General features: G+C 35.1%; 15 protein-coding genes. 8 read left to right on the forward strand and 7 right to left on the reverse strand.

The features are described 5' to 3' along the window. Positions 1–72: 72 nt before the first annotated feature. Positions 73–270: a hypothetical protein gene (locus tag ACP6PL_RS08595; RefSeq protein ID WP_426544550.1), complete on the forward strand. Its 198-nt coding sequence runs from the start codon at positions 73–75 to the stop codon at positions 268–270. Between the two features lie 464 nt (positions 271–734). Beyond that, a complete protein-coding gene (locus tag ACP6PL_RS08600; RefSeq protein ID WP_426544552.1) occupies positions 735–1,853 on the forward strand; it encodes an RNA-guided endonuclease InsQ/TnpB family protein in 1,119 nt (372 codons plus the stop codon). A 319-nt stretch (positions 1,854–2,172) separates the two neighbouring features. Here the strand turns inward: ACP6PL_RS08600 and ACP6PL_RS08605 are convergent, their stop codons facing one another. Then, entirely contained in the window at positions 2,173–2,772 is a 600-nt protein-coding gene (locus tag ACP6PL_RS08605) for a hypothetical protein (RefSeq protein ID WP_426544554.1), read from the reverse strand. Positions 2,773–3,208: 436 nt separating this feature from the next. Between ACP6PL_RS08605 and sodN the strand changes: the two genes are divergently transcribed. Next, a complete protein-coding gene (sodN, locus tag ACP6PL_RS08610) occupies positions 3,209–3,667 on the forward strand; it encodes a superoxide dismutase, Ni (RefSeq protein ID WP_426544556.1) in 459 nt (152 codons plus the stop codon). 15 nt (positions 3,668–3,682) lie between these two features. Further along, a complete protein-coding gene (gene sodX / locus ACP6PL_RS08615) occupies positions 3,683–4,042 on the forward strand; it encodes a nickel-type superoxide dismutase maturation protease (protein WP_426544558.1) in 360 nt (119 codons plus the stop codon). A gap of 281 nt (positions 4,043–4,323) precedes the next feature. Here the strand turns inward: sodX and ACP6PL_RS08620 are convergent, their stop codons facing one another. Both ACP6PL_RS08620 and ACP6PL_RS08625 read right to left on the reverse strand, forming a co-directional pair. Then, complete coding sequence (locus ACP6PL_RS08620; RefSeq protein ID WP_426544578.1) at positions 4,324–4,620, reverse strand: protein kinase domain-containing protein; 297 nt, start codon at positions 4,618–4,620, stop codon at positions 4,324–4,326. A 112-nt stretch (positions 4,621–4,732) separates the two neighbouring features. Further along, on the reverse strand, positions 4,733–5,995 hold the full coding sequence (locus tag ACP6PL_RS08625; RefSeq protein WP_426544560.1) for an RNA-guided endonuclease InsQ/TnpB family protein: 1,263 nt from the start codon (positions 5,993–5,995) through the stop codon (positions 4,733–4,735). A gap of 189 nt (positions 5,996–6,184) precedes the next feature. Here ACP6PL_RS08625 and ACP6PL_RS08630 point away from each other — a divergent pair, with 189 nt between their 5' ends. Further along, on the forward strand, positions 6,185–7,777 hold the full coding sequence (locus ACP6PL_RS08630) for an Hsp70 family protein (protein WP_426544562.1): 1,593 nt from the start codon (positions 6,185–6,187) through the stop codon (positions 7,775–7,777). 403 nt (positions 7,778–8,180) lie between these two features. Here the strand turns inward: ACP6PL_RS08630 and phnE are convergent, their stop codons facing one another. The 3 genes from phnE to ACP6PL_RS08645 all read right to left on the reverse strand — a co-directional run bounded on the left by phnE (position 8,181) and on the right by ACP6PL_RS08645 (position 10,593). Beyond that, on the reverse strand, positions 8,181–9,023 hold the full coding sequence (gene phnE / locus ACP6PL_RS08635) for a phosphonate ABC transporter, permease protein PhnE (protein WP_426544564.1): 843 nt from the start codon (positions 9,021–9,023) through the stop codon (positions 8,181–8,183). 623 nt (positions 9,024–9,646) lie between these two features. Beyond that, on the reverse strand, positions 9,647–10,384 hold the full coding sequence (locus ACP6PL_RS08640; RefSeq protein ID WP_426544566.1) for a class I SAM-dependent methyltransferase: 738 nt from the start codon (positions 10,382–10,384) through the stop codon (positions 9,647–9,649). 8 nt (positions 10,385–10,392) lie between these two features. Next, a complete protein-coding gene (locus ACP6PL_RS08645; RefSeq protein ID WP_426544568.1) occupies positions 10,393–10,593 on the reverse strand; it encodes a hypothetical protein in 201 nt (66 codons plus the stop codon). A 1,140-nt stretch (positions 10,594–11,733) separates the two neighbouring features. On the opposite strand from ACP6PL_RS08645, the gene ACP6PL_RS08650 reads away from it, so the two are divergent. After that, positions 11,734–14,265 (forward strand): sugar phosphate nucleotidyltransferase, encoded by a 2,532-nt coding sequence (locus ACP6PL_RS08650; protein ID WP_426544570.1) that lies wholly within the window; start codon positions 11,734–11,736, stop codon positions 14,263–14,265. A 279-nt stretch (positions 14,266–14,544) separates the two neighbouring features. Beyond that, positions 14,545–15,051 carry a single-stranded DNA-binding protein gene (locus tag ACP6PL_RS08655; RefSeq protein ID WP_426544572.1) on the forward strand — a complete coding sequence of 169 codons (507 nt, stop codon included), beginning with the start codon at positions 14,545–14,547 and terminating at the stop codon, positions 15,049–15,051. Here ACP6PL_RS08655 and lipB read toward each other — a convergent pair. Further along, on the reverse strand, positions 15,048–15,707 hold the full coding sequence (gene lipB / locus ACP6PL_RS08660) for a lipoyl(octanoyl) transferase LipB (RefSeq protein WP_426544574.1): 660 nt from the start codon (positions 15,705–15,707) through the stop codon (positions 15,048–15,050). The genes ACP6PL_RS08655 and lipB overlap by 4 nt on opposite strands. Before the next feature lie 1,107 nt (positions 15,708–16,814). Here lipB and hpf point away from each other — a divergent pair. After that, positions 16,815–17,456: a ribosome hibernation-promoting factor, HPF/YfiA family gene (hpf, locus tag ACP6PL_RS08665; RefSeq protein ID WP_426544576.1), complete on the forward strand. Its 642-nt coding sequence runs from the start codon at positions 16,815–16,817 to the stop codon at positions 17,454–17,456. The last annotated feature ends 184 nt before the right edge of the window (positions 17,457–17,640 follow it).

Raw genomic sequence — 17,640 nt, forward strand, 5'->3', positions numbered from 1 at the left:
CTTTAAACCTGAATTATTTAATTAATAATTAATAATTAATAATTATTCGGTAAGATTGACCGTTTGGTGTCGATGAGCAATATGAAGTATAATGCTATTGTTAATTCTGGTATTCAGATAGTGGAGCGAGTACCTATCCCTGATGAGTTGCTATCAGAAGATGCGCAAGTGGAAATTGCAGCGAAGAAAGCGGCGGGTTATTATACTGATGGGGTAGTGCCAGATGAGAATGTTTTGTCAACTATTAAAGGGAGAAATTTAACTGATTAAAACGAGGTAGAATCATTTATCAAATATAGTACTACACATTTAGAGCGAATTGGTAAATTCTATCTGCGGAGAATTTTTGTAGGAAAAACTTAGTCATAAATTACTTTTGACTTTTGACTTTTAACTTTTAACCTGCACCTAGCACTATAGTAACTGTTTGACTATTTTCGGAGATGTCTAATGAACAATTATCGTGTTATTTTAAAGCAGGTAGGTATTGTACTAATTTTAGCAGGAATTCTTAATACTGTATGTATACTCTATTTAAGAGTACAAAGTCAGAGCTTTGATCTAGTCAACAATTTACGTTATAACGCAGTATAATACGATAGTTATCTCTGGCCAGATAAAATCACAATTGTCAACTAAAAAAAAGAGTCATTGACTAGCATTGACTTAATCAAATAACAACTATAGAATATGTTATATTGCTTACTACTCTGGTAAACTGCACTCATTCATACATGAAATCAATTCATACCAAGCTCAAACTGAATAACAAACAGAAAACCCTGATGGCTCAACACGCAGGTTATAGCAGATGGTGTTATAATTGGGGTTTAAGCTTGTGGAATGCAGCCTATAAAGATGGTTATAAACCCAATGTCCGTAAACTCAGAGAGGTTTTTACTAATCATACAAAACCACTAATACCCTGGATGAAAAAGTTGTCGTCTAGAGTTTATCAATACGCTTTCATCCACTTAGGTGAAGCATTCAAGAGGTTTTTTAAAGGTAGTAGTAAATATCCAAAATCTAAGAAAAAAGGTAGGTCTGATTCTTTCACAATAGATAATTGTGGAAAACCAATAGAACTAAACGGATGGAGTCACAAATTACCTTTTATTGGTACTGTCAAAACTTATGAACCCATTGAGGCAACAACCAAAAAAATCACCATTAGTAGACAAGCAGGTGAGTGGTATCTGAGCTGTAGCTATGAATTTCATTTTCACACTACACCCAAAAAAACTGATGTAGTTGGTGTAGATTTAGGAGTGAAAACTTTAGCTACATTAAGTGATGGAAAAGTATTTGACAGTGTGAAATCGTATCAGAAATTTGAAGCCAAGTTGTCTAGGCTGCAATACCTAAATCGTCATAAAGAAGCAGGCTCTGCTAACTGGAAAAAAGTACAACTAAAAATAGCGGCGTTGCATGGAAAGGTAGCTAATATCCGTAAAGACGCACTTCATAAATTGACAACATACTTAGCCAAAAACCACGGCACTGTCGTCATAGAAGATTTGAATGTTCGCGGTATGTTAGCTAACCATAAGCTAGCTAAATCAATAGCCGACCAAGGATTTTATGAGTTTAGAAGACAACTTGCATATAAGTGTAAGTGGTACGGTTCTGAGTTAGTAGTAGTTGACAGGTTTTTTCCATCATCAAAGACTTGTTCGGACTGTGGTCATGTCCAAGATATGCCATTAAATCTAAGAACTTATGACTGCCCAGAGTGTGGCTTGTCAATAGATAGAGATTTAAACGCCAGTATAAATTTAAGAAAGCAAGTGGGTAATTCTGAGGTTTCCATTTCCTGCGGAAAGGCTTCGCCAACAGAATGTAAGACGCACTAAAAAGATGCGGTCGGCTCCGACCGTCAATGCCTGTGGATGAGTAACCGCCGACGGCCTCAGTGGAAGCAGGAAGTAAACATCAATTTGTCATGTTATATGACGCTTTGTATCAGTTTTATAAAGCAGATAGCCCAGATAGAATATGGAAATGACTACAACTATCACGTTAGGGGTGTACGATGGGAGAATAATCAGGTAAAGGCTAATTTGATTGCCTATAATGAAGAGGAAATCAAATCTATAGCAGTTCAGTGGAGCAAGTAAAGAGGTATTAAAATTAGCAGGAATCAAAGCATTTGAATAAACTCTCAACGATCTATTATTTTTCTCCTTCTAAATATTGAGTTTCAACTGCTTCAGTTCGACTCATCAATTTTTCCCTTTTTAAATATTGAGTTTCTAGTTGAGTTCCACTCATAAATTTATTATCAGATTCAAGTGGCAATAGAATACTTGACGCTTCTTTCAGTTCCGAAATTAATGCTTGCCCACTACCATTAAATAAACGAATAACTGCATAGGAAATCAACACTGGTGAAGCTAATATTAAAGCAGCTATCATTCCCACAGGCGCTACTAACTGATAAACAATTAAAGCAGTAGGTTGAAATTCTTCATATTGGGAAAAAACGCGAGATAACCACCAAATTAATAATGCGATTACTCCAAATCCAAAAAGAGTAACAATTGAAGGCACAATAAAAGATAAAAATACAGCCATTAGTGCAATTATAGCACCCCAACCTTGGGCGACTATTTTCTCTGATAAGTCAGAAACCATAATCGTTCCATGCACAAACCAAATGATAAATCCAAACACTAATGTAATTGCTGACCCTGCCAAAAAAATATTAACGCCCTTAATAAAAAGTTGCTTAACTTCATCATTGGTTAATATAGGTTGCTTCTGGTTTTCCATTTTTTTAATTCCCCTAGGCTTTAACTTTTACTATACCTGATACTTTTGCCAGTAGATTAAAGCCAACTAGACTGATTTCAAGATTAAGCTAATAGCACAATTTGATTTAGAAGGTATATATGAAATAAATCTTAAAAAAGTGTGGTGCTGTTGTGAAGTTGTCATTAATGGTAGTATTAAGATTGTCAGAAAGAAATTCCCAGGGTATTTTACCAGCGTTTGCGTAGTATTCCCTAGGATGAGAATATTGAGCTGCACCGTACAGCCAATATTGATATTGGATTAACAAATATCAAATCATTAGCTGTCAGGATTTCCTACAGTTTTATTAATACGGTTAGATGCGGATTAGTGGAAAATATTTCCATTATAACCACCGTTTCATAGTAATATTGTCGTAAGTCTTTCCATATAGATAGGTATATCTTAGAAAATTATGCTCAAGAGAATTGCTACTCAGATTAGAAAATGGTTCCCAGCACCAGAGGTTAGCGCTCACTGCGATGGCCCTTGTGGTGTGTACGACCCTGCTTCTGCTCGGATTTATGCTGAAGCTGTATTTTCTATGACTAAGAAAATCCTAGAGCTTGATCCAAAAGCTGGGGATCATAAGACTGCTAATACCCTTTCTCGTTATATTGCAATTAAGGAAGAGCAAGCTCAGAAGACTAAGGAAGATTTGCTCGTTCTTTGGACTGATTATTTTAAGCCTGTACATTTAGAAAAGTATCCAGACCTCCACGATACTTTTTGGAAGGCTGCTAAACTTTGCTCTGCTTGTAAGGTAGAAGTTAGCTTGGAACACGCTACTGAATTACTAGAGACTGTAGAGAAAATCCACGGTATGTTCTGGGCTACTAAGGAACGTGATGTAGCTTGGGTTAAGGCTAGCTAATTTTTTGAGTTTAGGGTGGTAGGCAAACAGTTGATACAAGAAAGTAGTAATAAAGAGTTATTACTTTGGTTATTAAGATTGCGTCAACGGTTTTGTGTCACAGGGTTTTCTATGTTTCCTCTACTGAAACCAGGGGAGGAAGTTCTTGTGGATACGAGAGCCTACCGCCACTGTTTACCAGAAATTGGCGATCTTGTTGTGGCTGAACATCCTCATCGTCAAGATTTGAGAATAATTAAGTGGGTTACCTTTGTTGATGAAAAAGGTGACTGTTTTTTGATGGGAGAAAATAGGGAAGAAAGTAGTGATAGTCGTTCTTTTGGTTTTGTGAGTTCGCAACAGATAATTGGTAGGGTTACTAGCAAGTTTCCTTAAGGGGTAAACCTTTGATCGTGGAGGGTATTTAAAAATCTGTATTTTTAAAATAATGACTTTTTGAGTTGAATAAAAAGTCATGTGTATAGACGAGTAACTCCAACTAAAGTTTAGTATATCATTGTTTTTTTTCAGAAGCAAGGGGAAATCCTTTTTATCGGAGATTTTTTCCGGAGCTTCACAAAATGATTTTCTACTCGTTTGATTGATATTGACTGGAGCGATTGCTTATCTACTGAGAATTGAATTTTGATTTTCATTACCGACTGCTTTTGAGTGCTTCACAAAATAATTTTTAATGTTTGAATTGTCGCGATCGCATAGATGAGCTTGAGGGAACGAGCAAACAAGGAATTTTGCGAACGCATCAAATTTTGTGGCTTAATGTCTTGATGAATAATATTATTTTGATGAGCTACTGCTAATGCTTCTAATATTCCTGCGAGTAAGGCAATAGTATCAGACTCGCTAAATTTTTTCCCCGACGTAAGTTCCCTACTAATATCGTGCCCTTCTATATATTCTTGTACTAGGTAAAATTCTCTTCCTTCCTGAAAATGTGCGAATAATTTTGGTATTCGGTCTGAGTCTTTAGCCTAATTTGTATAGAGTCTGTGCTTCTCTCTCAAATAACTTGTGAAGTCTCTCCCGTTATAATCTTTGATTTAACGGGAACTTCTAAAACAGAGATCATTGAACCCAAGTTTCAAAAGTTTCTTGCTTCTCAGGCTGACCAACGTCTAAGCCTCCACAAGCAGGCCAGATGATACCCACCTCGCTTAATGCTTTATTTAATATGTTCTTTGCTGCATTCTCATCTCTATCTAAAACTATTCCACATTTAGGACAAGAATGAGTTCTAACTGACAAAGTTTTAGGTACTTTTTGACCACAATTACTACAATTTTGTGATGTATTGTGAGGATTAACTTTAATTACATGAACACCGCGTTTAACCGCTACTGCATTCAATTTTTCAATAAAAGCAGCCCAGGCTACATCATAGATTGATTTTGATAACTTACTATTTCTAGCTAAACCTTTAATGTTAAGGTCTTCTACAGCGATTAAATCATATTCTTTAACTAATTTATGAGCATTTTTGTAGTGAAAATCTTCTCTTTGCCTGGCAATGTGTTGATGCAACTTAGCTATTCTATTCTGTGCCTTTTTCCAGTTATTAGAACCAATTTCCTTTCTATCTGCTTTACTTTGTTTTCTAGCTAAATTAGATTGAGATTTTCTATAGAAATTAGGAACAGAAACAGTTTCTCCAGTATTAGTAGTCAAAAACTCTTTTAATCCTACATCAATACCTACAGCAGTTTTGATATTATCTGTAGGAATTAGACTAGGAATTGACTTGTCTTCTAAGCTGAAACTTACATAATAACCATCAGCTTTTTTAGTTATAGTTGCAGTCTTAATAACAAATCCATCTGGAATTGCTCGATGAACTATAACTGGAATAGTACCAAATCTACTAATACTAATTTGCTTCCCATCAAACTTAATTGCAGCTTTAGGATGATTCACCCTACTAAAACTTAATGACCTTAATTTGCCAGACTTCTTAAATCTTGGTCTACCAAATCTCTTGCCTGTTTTATCTGGAACTAACCAACGTTTCCAAGCTTTATCAAGTCTTTGTAAGTTAATTTGTTGAACTTCTGCATAGATGTCTTTGTATTCTGGAAAGAGAATTTTTGTTTGTTTAAGTGCTGATTGTTGAAAATAATAATCAGGCTTGCCAGGAATCTCGCCGATAGGACATGACACTATTGAGCATCGGTCTAATTGACACCTAGTTCTATTTAACCAGTCTAGTCTTTGACCATTAGCGTAATTCCAATGCCTCCTGAGCAACTCTAGCCAATAATCAATTTTGACTGACTGTTCAGAAGTGGGCTTGATTTTATAGCAATAAGTAATTATCATATTTTGATTGTACATTTACTGCTATGTTATTTCAAGCAACTATAACAAAGGTTTAAGGAGAGGGGATTTCTCCCCCCCTTTCAAAGGGAGGCAAGGGGGGATTAGGAAGGGGGTCGGGGGGTTGTTTTTTTCACCCACATTTTCAAGCTAGACACGCTACTACTATAATTCTCAACATATAAAATATTTAACTTAAATAACTAAATGACCATAGCTATAGACTTCGGAACAAGTAATACTGTTATTTCTCGTTGGAATCAAACAATTCAACAACCAGAAACTATTAAATTACCAAACTTATCAATTATTTCTGGGCAAAATCCACCTTTGATTCCTAGCTTAGTCTATGTGGAAAATGCTGCTGAAAAAAAAGTTGTAATAGGTCAACAAGTTAGAGATAAAGGTTTCGATGTTAATACAGACTCTCGATTTTTTCGGAATTTTAAACGTGGTATTGGTGCAAATATTCAAGGATTTTTGCCAGAACTTGACGGTCAAATTACTTCTTTTGAACAAGTAGGAAAATTATTTTTAGAAGAAGTTATAGCTGGCATTCGGAATGTGCCTTTGCCAGTGGTATCTTTAATTTTTACTGTTCCAGTTGATAGTTTTGAAGCTTATCGTAATTGGTTGGGGGAAGTTTGTCAGTCTCTAGAAGTTGAACAGGTACAAATGATTGATGAACCTACTGCCGCAGCTTTGGGTTATGGCATGGGAGACGCAGAAATTTTATTAGTAGTTGATTTTGGTGGAGGTACTTTAGATTTATCTTTGGTAAGATTGGATAATTCGATGAAAAAACAACCTTTGGGTTTTATTCTGAAATGGGGTGAAAAATCTTTTAGTAAAAGTTCAAATCAAAAGCCTAAAACGGCGAGGGTTCTGGCAAAGGCAGGGCAGAATTTAGGGGGTTCAGATATTGATAATTGGTTGGTGGATTATTTTGTCAAAAATCAAGGTATTGAAAAGACTCCTTTGACTACTCGTCTGGCAGAAAAGTTAAAGATTCAATTGTCTTTGCAGCAACAGGCAACGGAAGTTTTTTTTGATGATGAAAGTTTAGAAAGTTATGAGTTGGAATTAAAGCGGGATGGCTTTGAGGAAATTCTCAGGGAAAATGGATTTTTTGCCAGTCTTGATAATTCTATGAATCAGGTTTTACAGCAGGCAAAAAGACAAGGAATAGAATTATCAGAAATTGATGCTGTTTTATTGGTTGGAGGGACAGTACAAATTCCGGCAGTGCAGAGGTGGGTAAAGGAATATTTTGATCCGGGAAAAATTCGTTGTGAAAAACCTTTTGAGGCAATTTCTCAGGGAGCGTTGCAATTAACCCAAGGAGTAGAGGTTAAAGATTTTTTATATCACAGTTATGGTATCCGCTATTGGGATAGAAAGAAAAATGCTCATAGTTGGCATCCATTAATTAAATCTGGTCAACCATATCCCATGAATAATTCTGTAGAATTAGTTTTAGGTGCTTCAGTAAATAGTCAGCCAAGTATAGAATTAATTTTAGGAGAATTGGGGGCTGAGTCTGGGGGTACAGAAGTTTATTTTGACGGCGATCGCCTGATTACTAGAAAAATATCTGGAGAACAAACTTCAGTACAGCCTTTAAATGACAGAGATGGAGGTCGTAATATTGCTCAATTAAATCCTCCAGGTAATCCAGGAAGCGATCGAATTAAGGTTTTATTTTGGGTGGATGAATCTAGGTTTCTGAGGATAACGGTGGAGGATTTATTGACAAATGAAACTTTGTTATATGAGCAACCAGTTGTACAGTTGAGTTAAAATAACTAATGCTTATTTCATTTATGAAAAAATGAATAGTCAAAACTAAAGATTTGTAGAGGTTTGATGACCAAGAAATAAGGTCTCAAGCCTTCCTTTGCTGCTATAGGAAAATTTTTAGGAATAATTAGGGTTGGCGCTCAAAAGAATGAAAGTGTTTACTGATATTGCTTTTGGCATTTTTAAGTCGGGAAAAAGTGCGCTGATTTGAGTTGAAAAGCCTCAAAAAGTTAGTATTAACAGTAAGATTTGGACAGAGAAATTGAGGGATAATTCTTCCAACTGCCTTCTCGCTCATTCCTTACTCTTCCTGTCTCCTGTCTCCTGTCTCCTAACTCCTGCTTACTACCCTCATTCATAAGACTTTTTCAGCAAACCCTATTTAGTCTCTTTTAAATCATTTTCAAACTAACCAATTTCTCAACTTTGCTGATAATAAATCAATTATAGAAGTTGCTAAAACTAAGATTATTAAAATTGCACAGACTTTTTGATATTGAAACGCTCCAAAACTTTGATAAAGAGAAACACCAATTCCACCCGCACCAACTATTCCTAAAACTGAAGCAGAACGAACATTTGACTCAAAGCGATATAAAACAAAAGAAGTCCATAAAGGCATTACTTGAGGAATTACCCCAAATATAATCTCTTGAATTTTACTCGCACCAGTAGCACAAATTCCTTCGACTGGACCTAGATCAATTGACTCAACTGCTTCAGAAAAAAGCTTACCTAAAGTACCCGCTGTATGTACAAATAAAGCTAAAACTCCAGCAAACGGACCTAAACCAACAGCCACTACAAATATCAAAGCAAATACTATTTCATTAATCGCCCGCATGGCATCTAAAATTCGACGAATAGGTTGTACAATCCAAACTGGACTAATATTTTCTGATGCTAAAAGAGAAAAAGGAACAGCAGCGATCGCTGCCAAAACAGTTCCCCAAAGACCCATAGAAATAGTAATTATTGTATCTTCTAGGTAAATTTTCCAATCGGAAAAATCTGGTGGAAAATAAGATTGAATATACTCAACCATATTACCGCTACGTTGGAATAAAGCTAGAAAATTTATTTCACTTTGTCGGTAAGAAAAAATCAGAATAATTAAAGCACCCAAGAGAAATATTATGCGAGTATTAGTAACTCGTTTTTTTTCCTGGGATAACATTTGGATAACTTCTGGAGTAGCCAGAAAATTTTTATCAGTATTGTCAAGATTATTTGAGATTTTTACCATGATTATTGATTCTGAATTATCTCCTATATAATCTTCGATTGAATACCTATATAGCGATTCTCAACTAAGCTACACAAAAACATAAAGCATTTATTCTTAAATAAATAATTAAGGTTTAAAGTCTATATTTTCAAGGAGCAATCAAGAAAAACTTTCCTGTTAGTCAATTTAGTCAATCCTCGTTATTTTTCAGAAGAGGTGATTTTTAATTGTTGAAAAAAATTAGGAAGATTATCATCTTATTAATTAGAATTTTATATTGTCTAAAAATCAGTTTTTTAGACTTTTATTCCGTAGAAAAATGCTGGATTTGTACTAAATTCATCTACAGATAGTTACAATAAAATGATAACAAAACTGTTAGTAAATTTGCTGCGGACTTAGGGATAAAAAATAAAATTATCTAGTTGCGATAAAAAAACAATTTATTATCCTGAGCAGACTGTTTTTAGTTAAAAATAAAACAGTGTTACTCTCATAAAAAATAAATATTATAAATTGTACCTCCTGACTCGTAAAAACAAAGCCACTGTAGCAATATTTTATGAAATTTGTATTAGATAGACTAGATTAGACATTTTAAGAGTTTATAATTAACCAGATAAAACTTTTATATACCACAATCAAAATTTTACCTTATACATCTGAAATAATTCTCCTGGTTGTCGCTTTACTATTTTTCCACCCCTAGCTTTAATCATTTTTTCCCAATTTTCTAAGGGTTCCAAAAATACTTCTGCGCCTAAATAAGTTTCTAAAATTGCCCAATTTTCTGCCATTGGTTGTTCTGGGTTAACCACATCAAAAACAAATTGACATTCTGATTTAAGAACCCGTTTTACTTCCTTAACTACGTCTTCCCAATAATCTATAGGATAATAACAACTAAAGCCTGTAGCGATCGCCAAGTCAAACTCATTTGCTTCATATTTTAATTGATGAGCTGGACCTAATTCTACTCGTTTAAATAGTTTATAATTGAGTAGAGAACCTCGTTGATTCAGATTATCCCTAGCAATGGTACTAATTTCTTGACCATAAAAAAAAGCCTCCCAATCTCGCCAAGGATAAATCAAAAAACTCACCCCACAACCAATATCCAAACACTTTTGATTTTTCTTCGGTTTAGCTATTTCCCAAAAAGGAGAAACTATTTTTGTTGTGAGATTACCAGAGGCATAATCGTGAAATATTGGCATTGCCTCGACTTCGGAGGGTAACTCAAAAGATTCTCCACGGTACTCTTGATCAAAGCGAGCTTGTACTGCCATGATTTGAGTATGCCAGTTATCTAAATTTTGTTGAGCAAACCAGGAAGATTTTTCCTGATTTGAGGATGAGGCAGACTTTTTTTCAGACATTTTTCTCTCTATCGTCTATAACCTTTGAGAGCTTTTGTAAAGTTCTTACGATAAGATTTGTTACCAATTAACAAAACAGGCCAGAATATAGATAATAATAAACGGTTCTGAAAGCTTCTAGAAAAATTTGTCCGTTCAAATCCATTCCAGAACTTCCAGATTCCACCCCCATATACAACCAGCAATAATAAGCTAATTAAGGTAGCCATGGCACAAAAACTCTTACAAGGTTACTTATTTTGGACACAGCCCGATAAAATTATTGAATTAATCTTAAATTGGGCTTCAGTTTGAATATTTCTAGGATTATTATAAGTCTATTATAACTAACAGACTTATGATTACTAAATTAAAATTATATGATATTCAAACAAGACCTCGCTCCTTATTATCATCGAATAGGAAACATAAAACAAGTCAGCCTTTAGCTTTAGTTCAGTCCAACTTCAGTCAGAGCTTTTGTAATTAATAATGAATAATTACTTTTAGGGTTAAAAAAATTATTTTTTACTTTGGCAAGATAGCTATATTATATTGACTTTGCCAGGGCTGTTATAAGTACCTAAAAAAAATTATTTACCTATTCTAATTCTCTGGGATATTTAGAATACAAAGAATTCAGTCTGTATATATGTGTAATACTATGAATTCAGAAAGAATGCTCTATTTACTAAAGACTTGAGTTATTAAGTAATAAATAAGTAAGAGCAATTTTTTTATTGATTATAGGCATTAAGCAAAGATATATTATCCCTAATAACTCTACTGCCTCGGACCTACTCTTAAGAAAATGTAGCAAACATTTATCAAGTTGGTATCATTAATTTTCTGTGTCTACTTAGATTGTTAAAATTCCACCATTAAGGGCAAATCTAGATAAATTTTTCGCCAAAATAAATTGCCAAAATATTTCTGAAAAATATTGTTTGGAAAAATATGTATGTATAAAAGGCAAATAATCGATTTTAATCAATAAATAAAGTCTCAAGCTTGCCTGTGGCTAAGTAGCTAGCTGTCCCTCTAAAGATAGAAAAGGAAGTTTTTGATTTTATTCGGCTGAAGCTAGAGGTACTAATAATACTAATTTGATAAATGTTTGCTACAAATAACTAGGGGGATTTTTAGGAATCAGGAGTCAGGAGTCAGGAGTCAGAATAAATGGCTTAAATACGATTTTTTTAGGCCGTAAATCATCCTTTTTGTCAAAAAGATATCTCCTGTAAAATATTTTTATTGCCCTTACTATTCGTAACATTCTTTTTTGAAAATGGTATAACTAATAACTGATAACTAAAATTAGTCTGAATGAATTATAGATATAGAAAAAAATTTAACATAAGGAGTAAATTATGCGTGCAGTGTTAATGGCTGGAGGTTCAGGAACGCGACTCAGACCACTTACCTGCGATATTCCTAAACCAATGGTCCAAATTTTAAATCGCCCTATAGCCGAACATATTATTAATCTGTTAAAAAGACATCAAATTAGGGAGATTATTGCGACTTTACATTATCTGCCTGATGTTATGCGTGAATATTTTCAAGATGGCAGTAAATTTGGAGTTCAAATGACTTATGCTGTGGAAGAAGAACAACCTTTAGGAACTGCTGGTTGTGTGAAAAATATAGCACAACTTTTAGATGAAACCTTCTTAGTAATTAGTGGAGATACAATTACAGATTTTGATTTAAGTGCAGCTATAGAATTTCATCAAAAAAATAAGTCAAAAGCTACATTAGTATTGACACGAGTTAACAACCCAATTGAATTTGGAGTAGTAATTACAGATAAAGAACAAAGAATCAAAAGGTTTCTCGAAAAACCTTCTACAAGTGAAATATTTTCTGATACTGTCAATACAGGAACTTATATTTTAGAACCAGAAGTTTTAGATTATCTACCAAGTAATCAAGAATGTGATTTCTCTAAAGAATTATTTCCTCTATTGTTAGATAAAAATGAACCAATGTATGGTTATGTGGCAGAAGGTTATTGGTGTGATGTTGGACATTTAGATGCTTATAGAGAAGCCCAATATGATGCACTTCAACACAAGGTAAAACTTGATTTGGCTTATCAAGAGCGATCGCCCAATCTTTGGATAGGAGAAAATACTTATATTGACCCGACAGCTAAAATTGAGACACCAGTTTTAATAGGAGATAACTGTAGAGTTGGTCCAAGAGTGCAGATTGAAGCAGGTAGTATTATCGGAGATAATGTAACAATTGCTGCCGATGCTGATGTGAAGCGTCCCATTGTTTGGAATGGGGCACTAGTAGGAGAGGATACAAATTTACGAGCTTGTGTAATCTGTCGAGGTGCCAGGATAGATCGTCGCGCTCAAGTATTGGAAGGTGCTGTAGTTGGTTCCTTATCCAGTGTGGGAGAAGAAGCTCAGATTAGTCCTAATGTCAGAGTATGGCCTAGTAAAAAAGTTGAATCTGGAGCGACTCTGAATATTAACTTGATTTGGGGTACAACTGCCCAGAGAAATTTATTTGGACAACGTGGGGTGCAGGGATTAGCAAATATTGATATTACTCCAGAATTTGCAGTTAAATTAGGAGCTGCTTATGGTTCTATCTTAAAATCAGGTGCTACAATATCAGTCTCTCGGGACCAACGTAATATATCTCGGATGGTTTCTCGGTCTTTAATTGCTGGTTTAATGTCGGTGGGAATTAATGTAATAAATTTAGAATCTGCTGCTATTCCTATTGCCAGAACAATTTTACCTACTATGAATTTAGGGGGTGGTGTTCATGTCCGTCTTTCTCCTAGTCGTTCCGATCAGATATTAATTGAAATCTTTGATTCTCAAGGAATTAATATTTCTAAAGCGAAAGAAAAAAAGATAGAAGGAGCATATTTTAAAGAAGATTTACGCCGAGTACAAATATCCGAAATTGGCAATATGGTTTATCGCCATGAAGTATTAGATGCTTATAGCAAAGGGTTTGAAAATCTTCTCAATTCTGAAGCAATTCGCTACAGTAAATCTAAGGTAGTAATTGACTATTGTTATGGTGTTTCGGGAGCAGTATTACCACAATTATTAACTAAGTTTGGTTGTGATGCAGTAGTTTTAAATGCCAGTTTAAAAGAAACTTCTTTAGGGATAGAAGAAAGAGAAAGTTTACTAGATCAATTAGGTCGGGTGGTAGAAGCTTTGCAAGCTAATGTTGGAGTTCAAGTAACAGCAAATGGAGAACAACTAATATTAGTAGATGAAGCTGGTTCTCCTATTCGTGGTGAAATGTTAACGGCACTAATGGTAAATCTAATGTTAACAGCTCATCCACGGAGTACAGTGGTAGTACCAATTAATGCTTCTGCAGCAGTAGAACAAATTGCTCGTCGTCATGATAGTCATGTAATTAGGACAAAAGCGAATCCTACAGCATTAATGGAAGCTTGCCAAATTCATCATAATGTGGTAATAGGAGGGAGTGGTGATATGGGATTTATTTTCCCTAAATTACATCCTGGCTTTGATGCTATGTTTTGCATCGCTAAAGTAATAGAAATGCTGACTATTCAAGAGCGATCACTAGGACAAATAACTGCGGATATTCCTCCTGTTACTCATCGGTGTTATACAGTACGTTGTCCTTGGAAAGTAAAGGGGGCATTAATGCGGTATTTCGTAGAAACTAATCCGCCAGAGAAATTAGAATTAACTGATGGGGTCAAGATTATCAACCATCAAGGTGATAATTGGGTTTTAATTTTACCTGATGCTGGAGAACCATTAGTACATATTTATGCAGATAGTAATGATAGAGATTGGGTTGATAAAACTTTAAGAGATTATCGAAATATTATCCATGATTTTGTTAACGTATTTATGACAGGAAATCAGTTAGATGATTTGTAATTTTAGGGAGTAGGAATTAGGGAGTAGGGAATTGAGAATTGAGAATTGAGAATTGAGAATTGGGGGAAGTAATTGATCATTTTGAGAACTTGCAATATATAATAATACTGATGCTACTGAGCATAATTATAACTTACGCACTTAACCAAGAAACCGGATTTATTACTCTAAATTTAATGCTTGATATTGCCAACTTTAATTCATCAACCCGGTGTTTGCGCAAGTTCTGATCGTATTAGTCAAAAATTAAAATGAATAGTTTATTAGTCAAAAATCAAAATGAATAGCTGTATATTAATGGTACAAATTATTAAAGATCCAGAACTTCGCTACACAGCAGATGCTCAATTACCAGTAGCAGAAATGATGGTAGAATTCCCTAATATAGGAGTTGATAATAAATCTGCGGTACTAAAAGTAGTAGCATGGCGAGACTTAGCTCAACAAATCAACGAAAAATATCACGAAGGAGATTTTATAATTGTTGAAGGTCGCTTGAATATGAATACTATTGACCGACCAGAAGGTTTTAAAGAAAAACGAGCTGAATTAACAGCCTCTAGAATTTATCCTATTAGCCCTGAGGCCATGACTGAAGATGGGAATCAAACATACACAAAAAGACCCAATAATAACACTGTAACTCAACAAGAACCTGAAGAACAAAACTATCATAATGTTGTAAATTTAGAGTCTCGTCGTAGCTCTACTGTTAATCAAGAATCAACTTCAAATTTTCGAGAGGAAGACTCACTACCTGACGATTCCGATCCTATACCTTTTTAATTTTTAACTGGTAAATAATTGAACTTAACTCCAAATACTTGAGCAAAAGCATTAGCTAATTGGGGTAGCACTTCATCTGTAGTAATCCTAGGTAAAAATTCAGCCAGACTACCTACAGGTTTATTAGAAATACCGCAAGGTACAATCCTGTAGAAACCAGTCAAATCTGGACAAATGTTGATAGAAAAGCCGTGCATAGTTATCCAACGGCTAACTTTAATTCCAATTGCTCCTACTTTTCGACCCTCCAACCAAACCCCTGTTAACCCTGGATATCTCTCACCTTGAAGATCATAGAAATCTAAGACTTTTAGCAATACTTCTTCTAGTTGTCGTAGATACCAATGTAAGTCTTGCTGATAATGCTTTAAGTTAAGGATTGGATAACCTACCAGTTGGCCTGGGCAATGGTATGTCACTTCCCCACCACGTTCCACACGGTGCAGTTCGTATTCATTTTGACTAGGATCGAATTTGAGAAAATCTAATTTGGCTCCTTGTCCCAATGTATAAACTGGTGGATGTTCTAATAAGATTAGGACATCGGCCAACTCTGGACAATGACGACGTTGTTGGACAAGGGATCTCTGCCATTCCCAGGCCACCGAATACTTTGTTAGTCCTGGACAAATTAAGTGGCAAGTTTGAGAAGTCATTTTAGAGTAGGGGAGTAAGAGATTATAAAATAGAAAAATAATTCTACCTCAGTAACTTTAGAAACCCTATCTTCGTAATATTCTTTTTTTTATTACCGAATAATTAAGGTAAAAAGCTTTTCCTTTAAAGGAGAAACAGGCGCTCGTTTGCGGAGCATTCCGAAGGATGGGATGGCGAGGTCTTCCGCTCTTACAAAGCCACTCCGCTTTTCATGTCGGCTACAGCTGTTTTGCTTTTCGGCTGTCGCCGACATGAAACGCTACACGACATGAAACGTAACATGAAAAGCCTTTAGCGTTCTGCACAACTTCGTTTCGGCTAAGAGCCGACATGAAAAGCGCTGCGCGATATGAATGCGGACCATGACCTTAGTAAAGCTTTGCGCCAGCAAAACGCCATATCCAATTTCCCCTTGAGAAGACAAAATTTTCACGCTCCGCGTCAATCCAATCAATTTTAGGGAGAAGTAATTATCAATTATCCATTGATAAGAGCAGTTTTCAGGTCAATAAACTAAATAAAAAAATGAGAATCCTGTAGGGACTTTGCTTGCAACTACTTTGTGGTTTACTGAAATGGAAAGCACTTAACAGGGATTTTTGCCCTCTCAAATATAAATAGGGTTTGCTGAATAAATCTCAAAGTATCGGCAGATAAAGGTTTGAGCATTTTCAAGTCCGGAAAAAGTAGGAAATTTTAAGCCAAGGTAAGCTCAAAAAGTTAGTATTTGGGTAAGAGTTAGGGAGGTTGGAGCAAAGGATAATTGTTCTGAGTACCTCCTGTATAACTTCCTGTCTGTGTTGACTCTTCACTACTCCCTACTCCCTCCCTTCACCATCAGACTTTTTCAGCGAGCCCTAACTACAGTCTTTTTTGATCGCAAATTAAGAAAAGATAAAAGCTAAAATATAACTATTCATTATTCATATTGCTAGTCATATACTGCTAATTATCTAAAAAATCAAGAGTAATTTTGGTGAAATTCAGGAAAAAAAAGTCAAGAATTGTCAAGGGATGCAAAGGATTTTAAAGATAAGATGTTTGGGAGAATACAAAGTGCTATTCTATATAATAATAGTAAGCCCAAATATTAGCGGAGGGAGCTTATGAAGCTTGTTATCCAGGGTAAAAATATAGAAATAACTGATTCCATTCATGAGTATGTCAATCAAAAAATTGAAAAAGCAGTTAATCATTTTCAACAACTCACCACAGAAGTAGATGTACATCTGTCAGTAGCTAAAAATCCACGCATAAATCCTAAGCAAACAGCAGAAGTAACTATCTACGCCAATGGTACAGTCATTCGTGCCCAGGAAAGTAGCGAGAACTTGTATGCTAGTATTGACTTAGTAGCAGATAAAATTGCACGTCAACTGAGGAAGTATAAAGAAAAACGTCAATCTAAGGTAAGTAAAGAAAAGACTGTTGAGGTGATTCAATCACAACCAGTATTAGAGAATTTAATTGGCGATCGCCAACCAGAGCTACCCAATGAAGTAGTAAGGACTAAATATTTTGCTATGTCTCCTATGACTGTAGAGGAAGCCCTGGAGCAGCTACAATTTATTGACCATGATTTCTATATGTTTAGCAATTCGGCGACTGGTGAAATTAATGTTATTTACAAACGTTATCATCATGGTGGTTATGGTTTAATTCAACCACGACCTAACGGTAATGGTAATGGTAATAATGGGAAAGTAGCTAATAATATTGATGAGGTAGCAGGTCTTAAATCTACTTAGGTTTAGAATAATTCTACACCTGGAGTTATTAAGAAATTTGCAAATAATTCATTAGATATCTCTAAACATCAGTTTGAAATCCTGATAAAATAAGGGTTAAAATTGATTTTTTGAATCGCTCTATTGTCATAATTAGGGTTTGCGCTCAAAAGTCTTATGGGTGAGGGTAGGAGTCAGGAGACAG

It is taken from the genome of Dapis purpurea BLCC-M126 (assembly GCF_050015975.1).
GTDB lineage: Bacteria > Cyanobacteriota > Cyanobacteriia > Cyanobacteriales > Microcoleaceae > Trichodesmium.

Excerpts from the sequence above, each read along its gene's own strand:
- ACP6PL_RS08595 (WP_426544550.1), top strand. The coding sequence starts at position 73 with ATGAGCAATATGAAGTATAATGCTATTGTTAATTCTGGTATTCAGATA.
- ACP6PL_RS08600 (WP_426544552.1), top strand. The coding sequence starts at position 735 with ATGAAATCAATTCATACCAAGCTCAAACTGAATAACAAACAGAAAACC.
- ACP6PL_RS08605 (WP_426544554.1), bottom strand. The coding sequence starts at position 2,772 with ATGGAAAACCAGAAGCAACCTATATTAACCAATGATGAAGTTAAGCAA.
- sodN (WP_426544556.1), top strand. The coding sequence starts at position 3,209 with ATGCTCAAGAGAATTGCTACTCAGATTAGAAAATGGTTCCCAGCACCA.
- ACP6PL_RS08625 (WP_426544560.1), bottom strand. The coding sequence starts at position 5,995 with ATGTACAATCAAAATATGATAATTACTTATTGCTATAAAATCAAGCCC.
- ACP6PL_RS08630 (WP_426544562.1), top strand. The coding sequence starts at position 6,185 with ATGACCATAGCTATAGACTTCGGAACAAGTAATACTGTTATTTCTCGT.
- phnE (WP_426544564.1), bottom strand. The coding sequence starts at position 9,023 with ATGGTAAAAATCTCAAATAATCTTGACAATACTGATAAAAATTTTCTG.
- ACP6PL_RS08640 (WP_426544566.1), bottom strand. The coding sequence starts at position 10,384 with ATGTCTGAAAAAAAGTCTGCCTCATCCTCAAATCAGGAAAAATCTTCC.
- ACP6PL_RS08645 (WP_426544568.1), bottom strand. The coding sequence starts at position 10,593 with ATGGCTACCTTAATTAGCTTATTATTGCTGGTTGTATATGGGGGTGGA.
- ACP6PL_RS08650 (WP_426544570.1), top strand. The coding sequence starts at position 11,734 with ATGCGTGCAGTGTTAATGGCTGGAGGTTCAGGAACGCGACTCAGACCA.
- ACP6PL_RS08655 (WP_426544572.1), top strand. The coding sequence starts at position 14,545 with ATGAATAGCTGTATATTAATGGTACAAATTATTAAAGATCCAGAACTT.
- lipB (WP_426544574.1), bottom strand. The coding sequence starts at position 15,707 with ATGACTTCTCAAACTTGCCACTTAATTTGTCCAGGACTAACAAAGTAT.
- hpf (WP_426544576.1), top strand. The coding sequence starts at position 16,815 with ATGAAGCTTGTTATCCAGGGTAAAAATATAGAAATAACTGATTCCATT.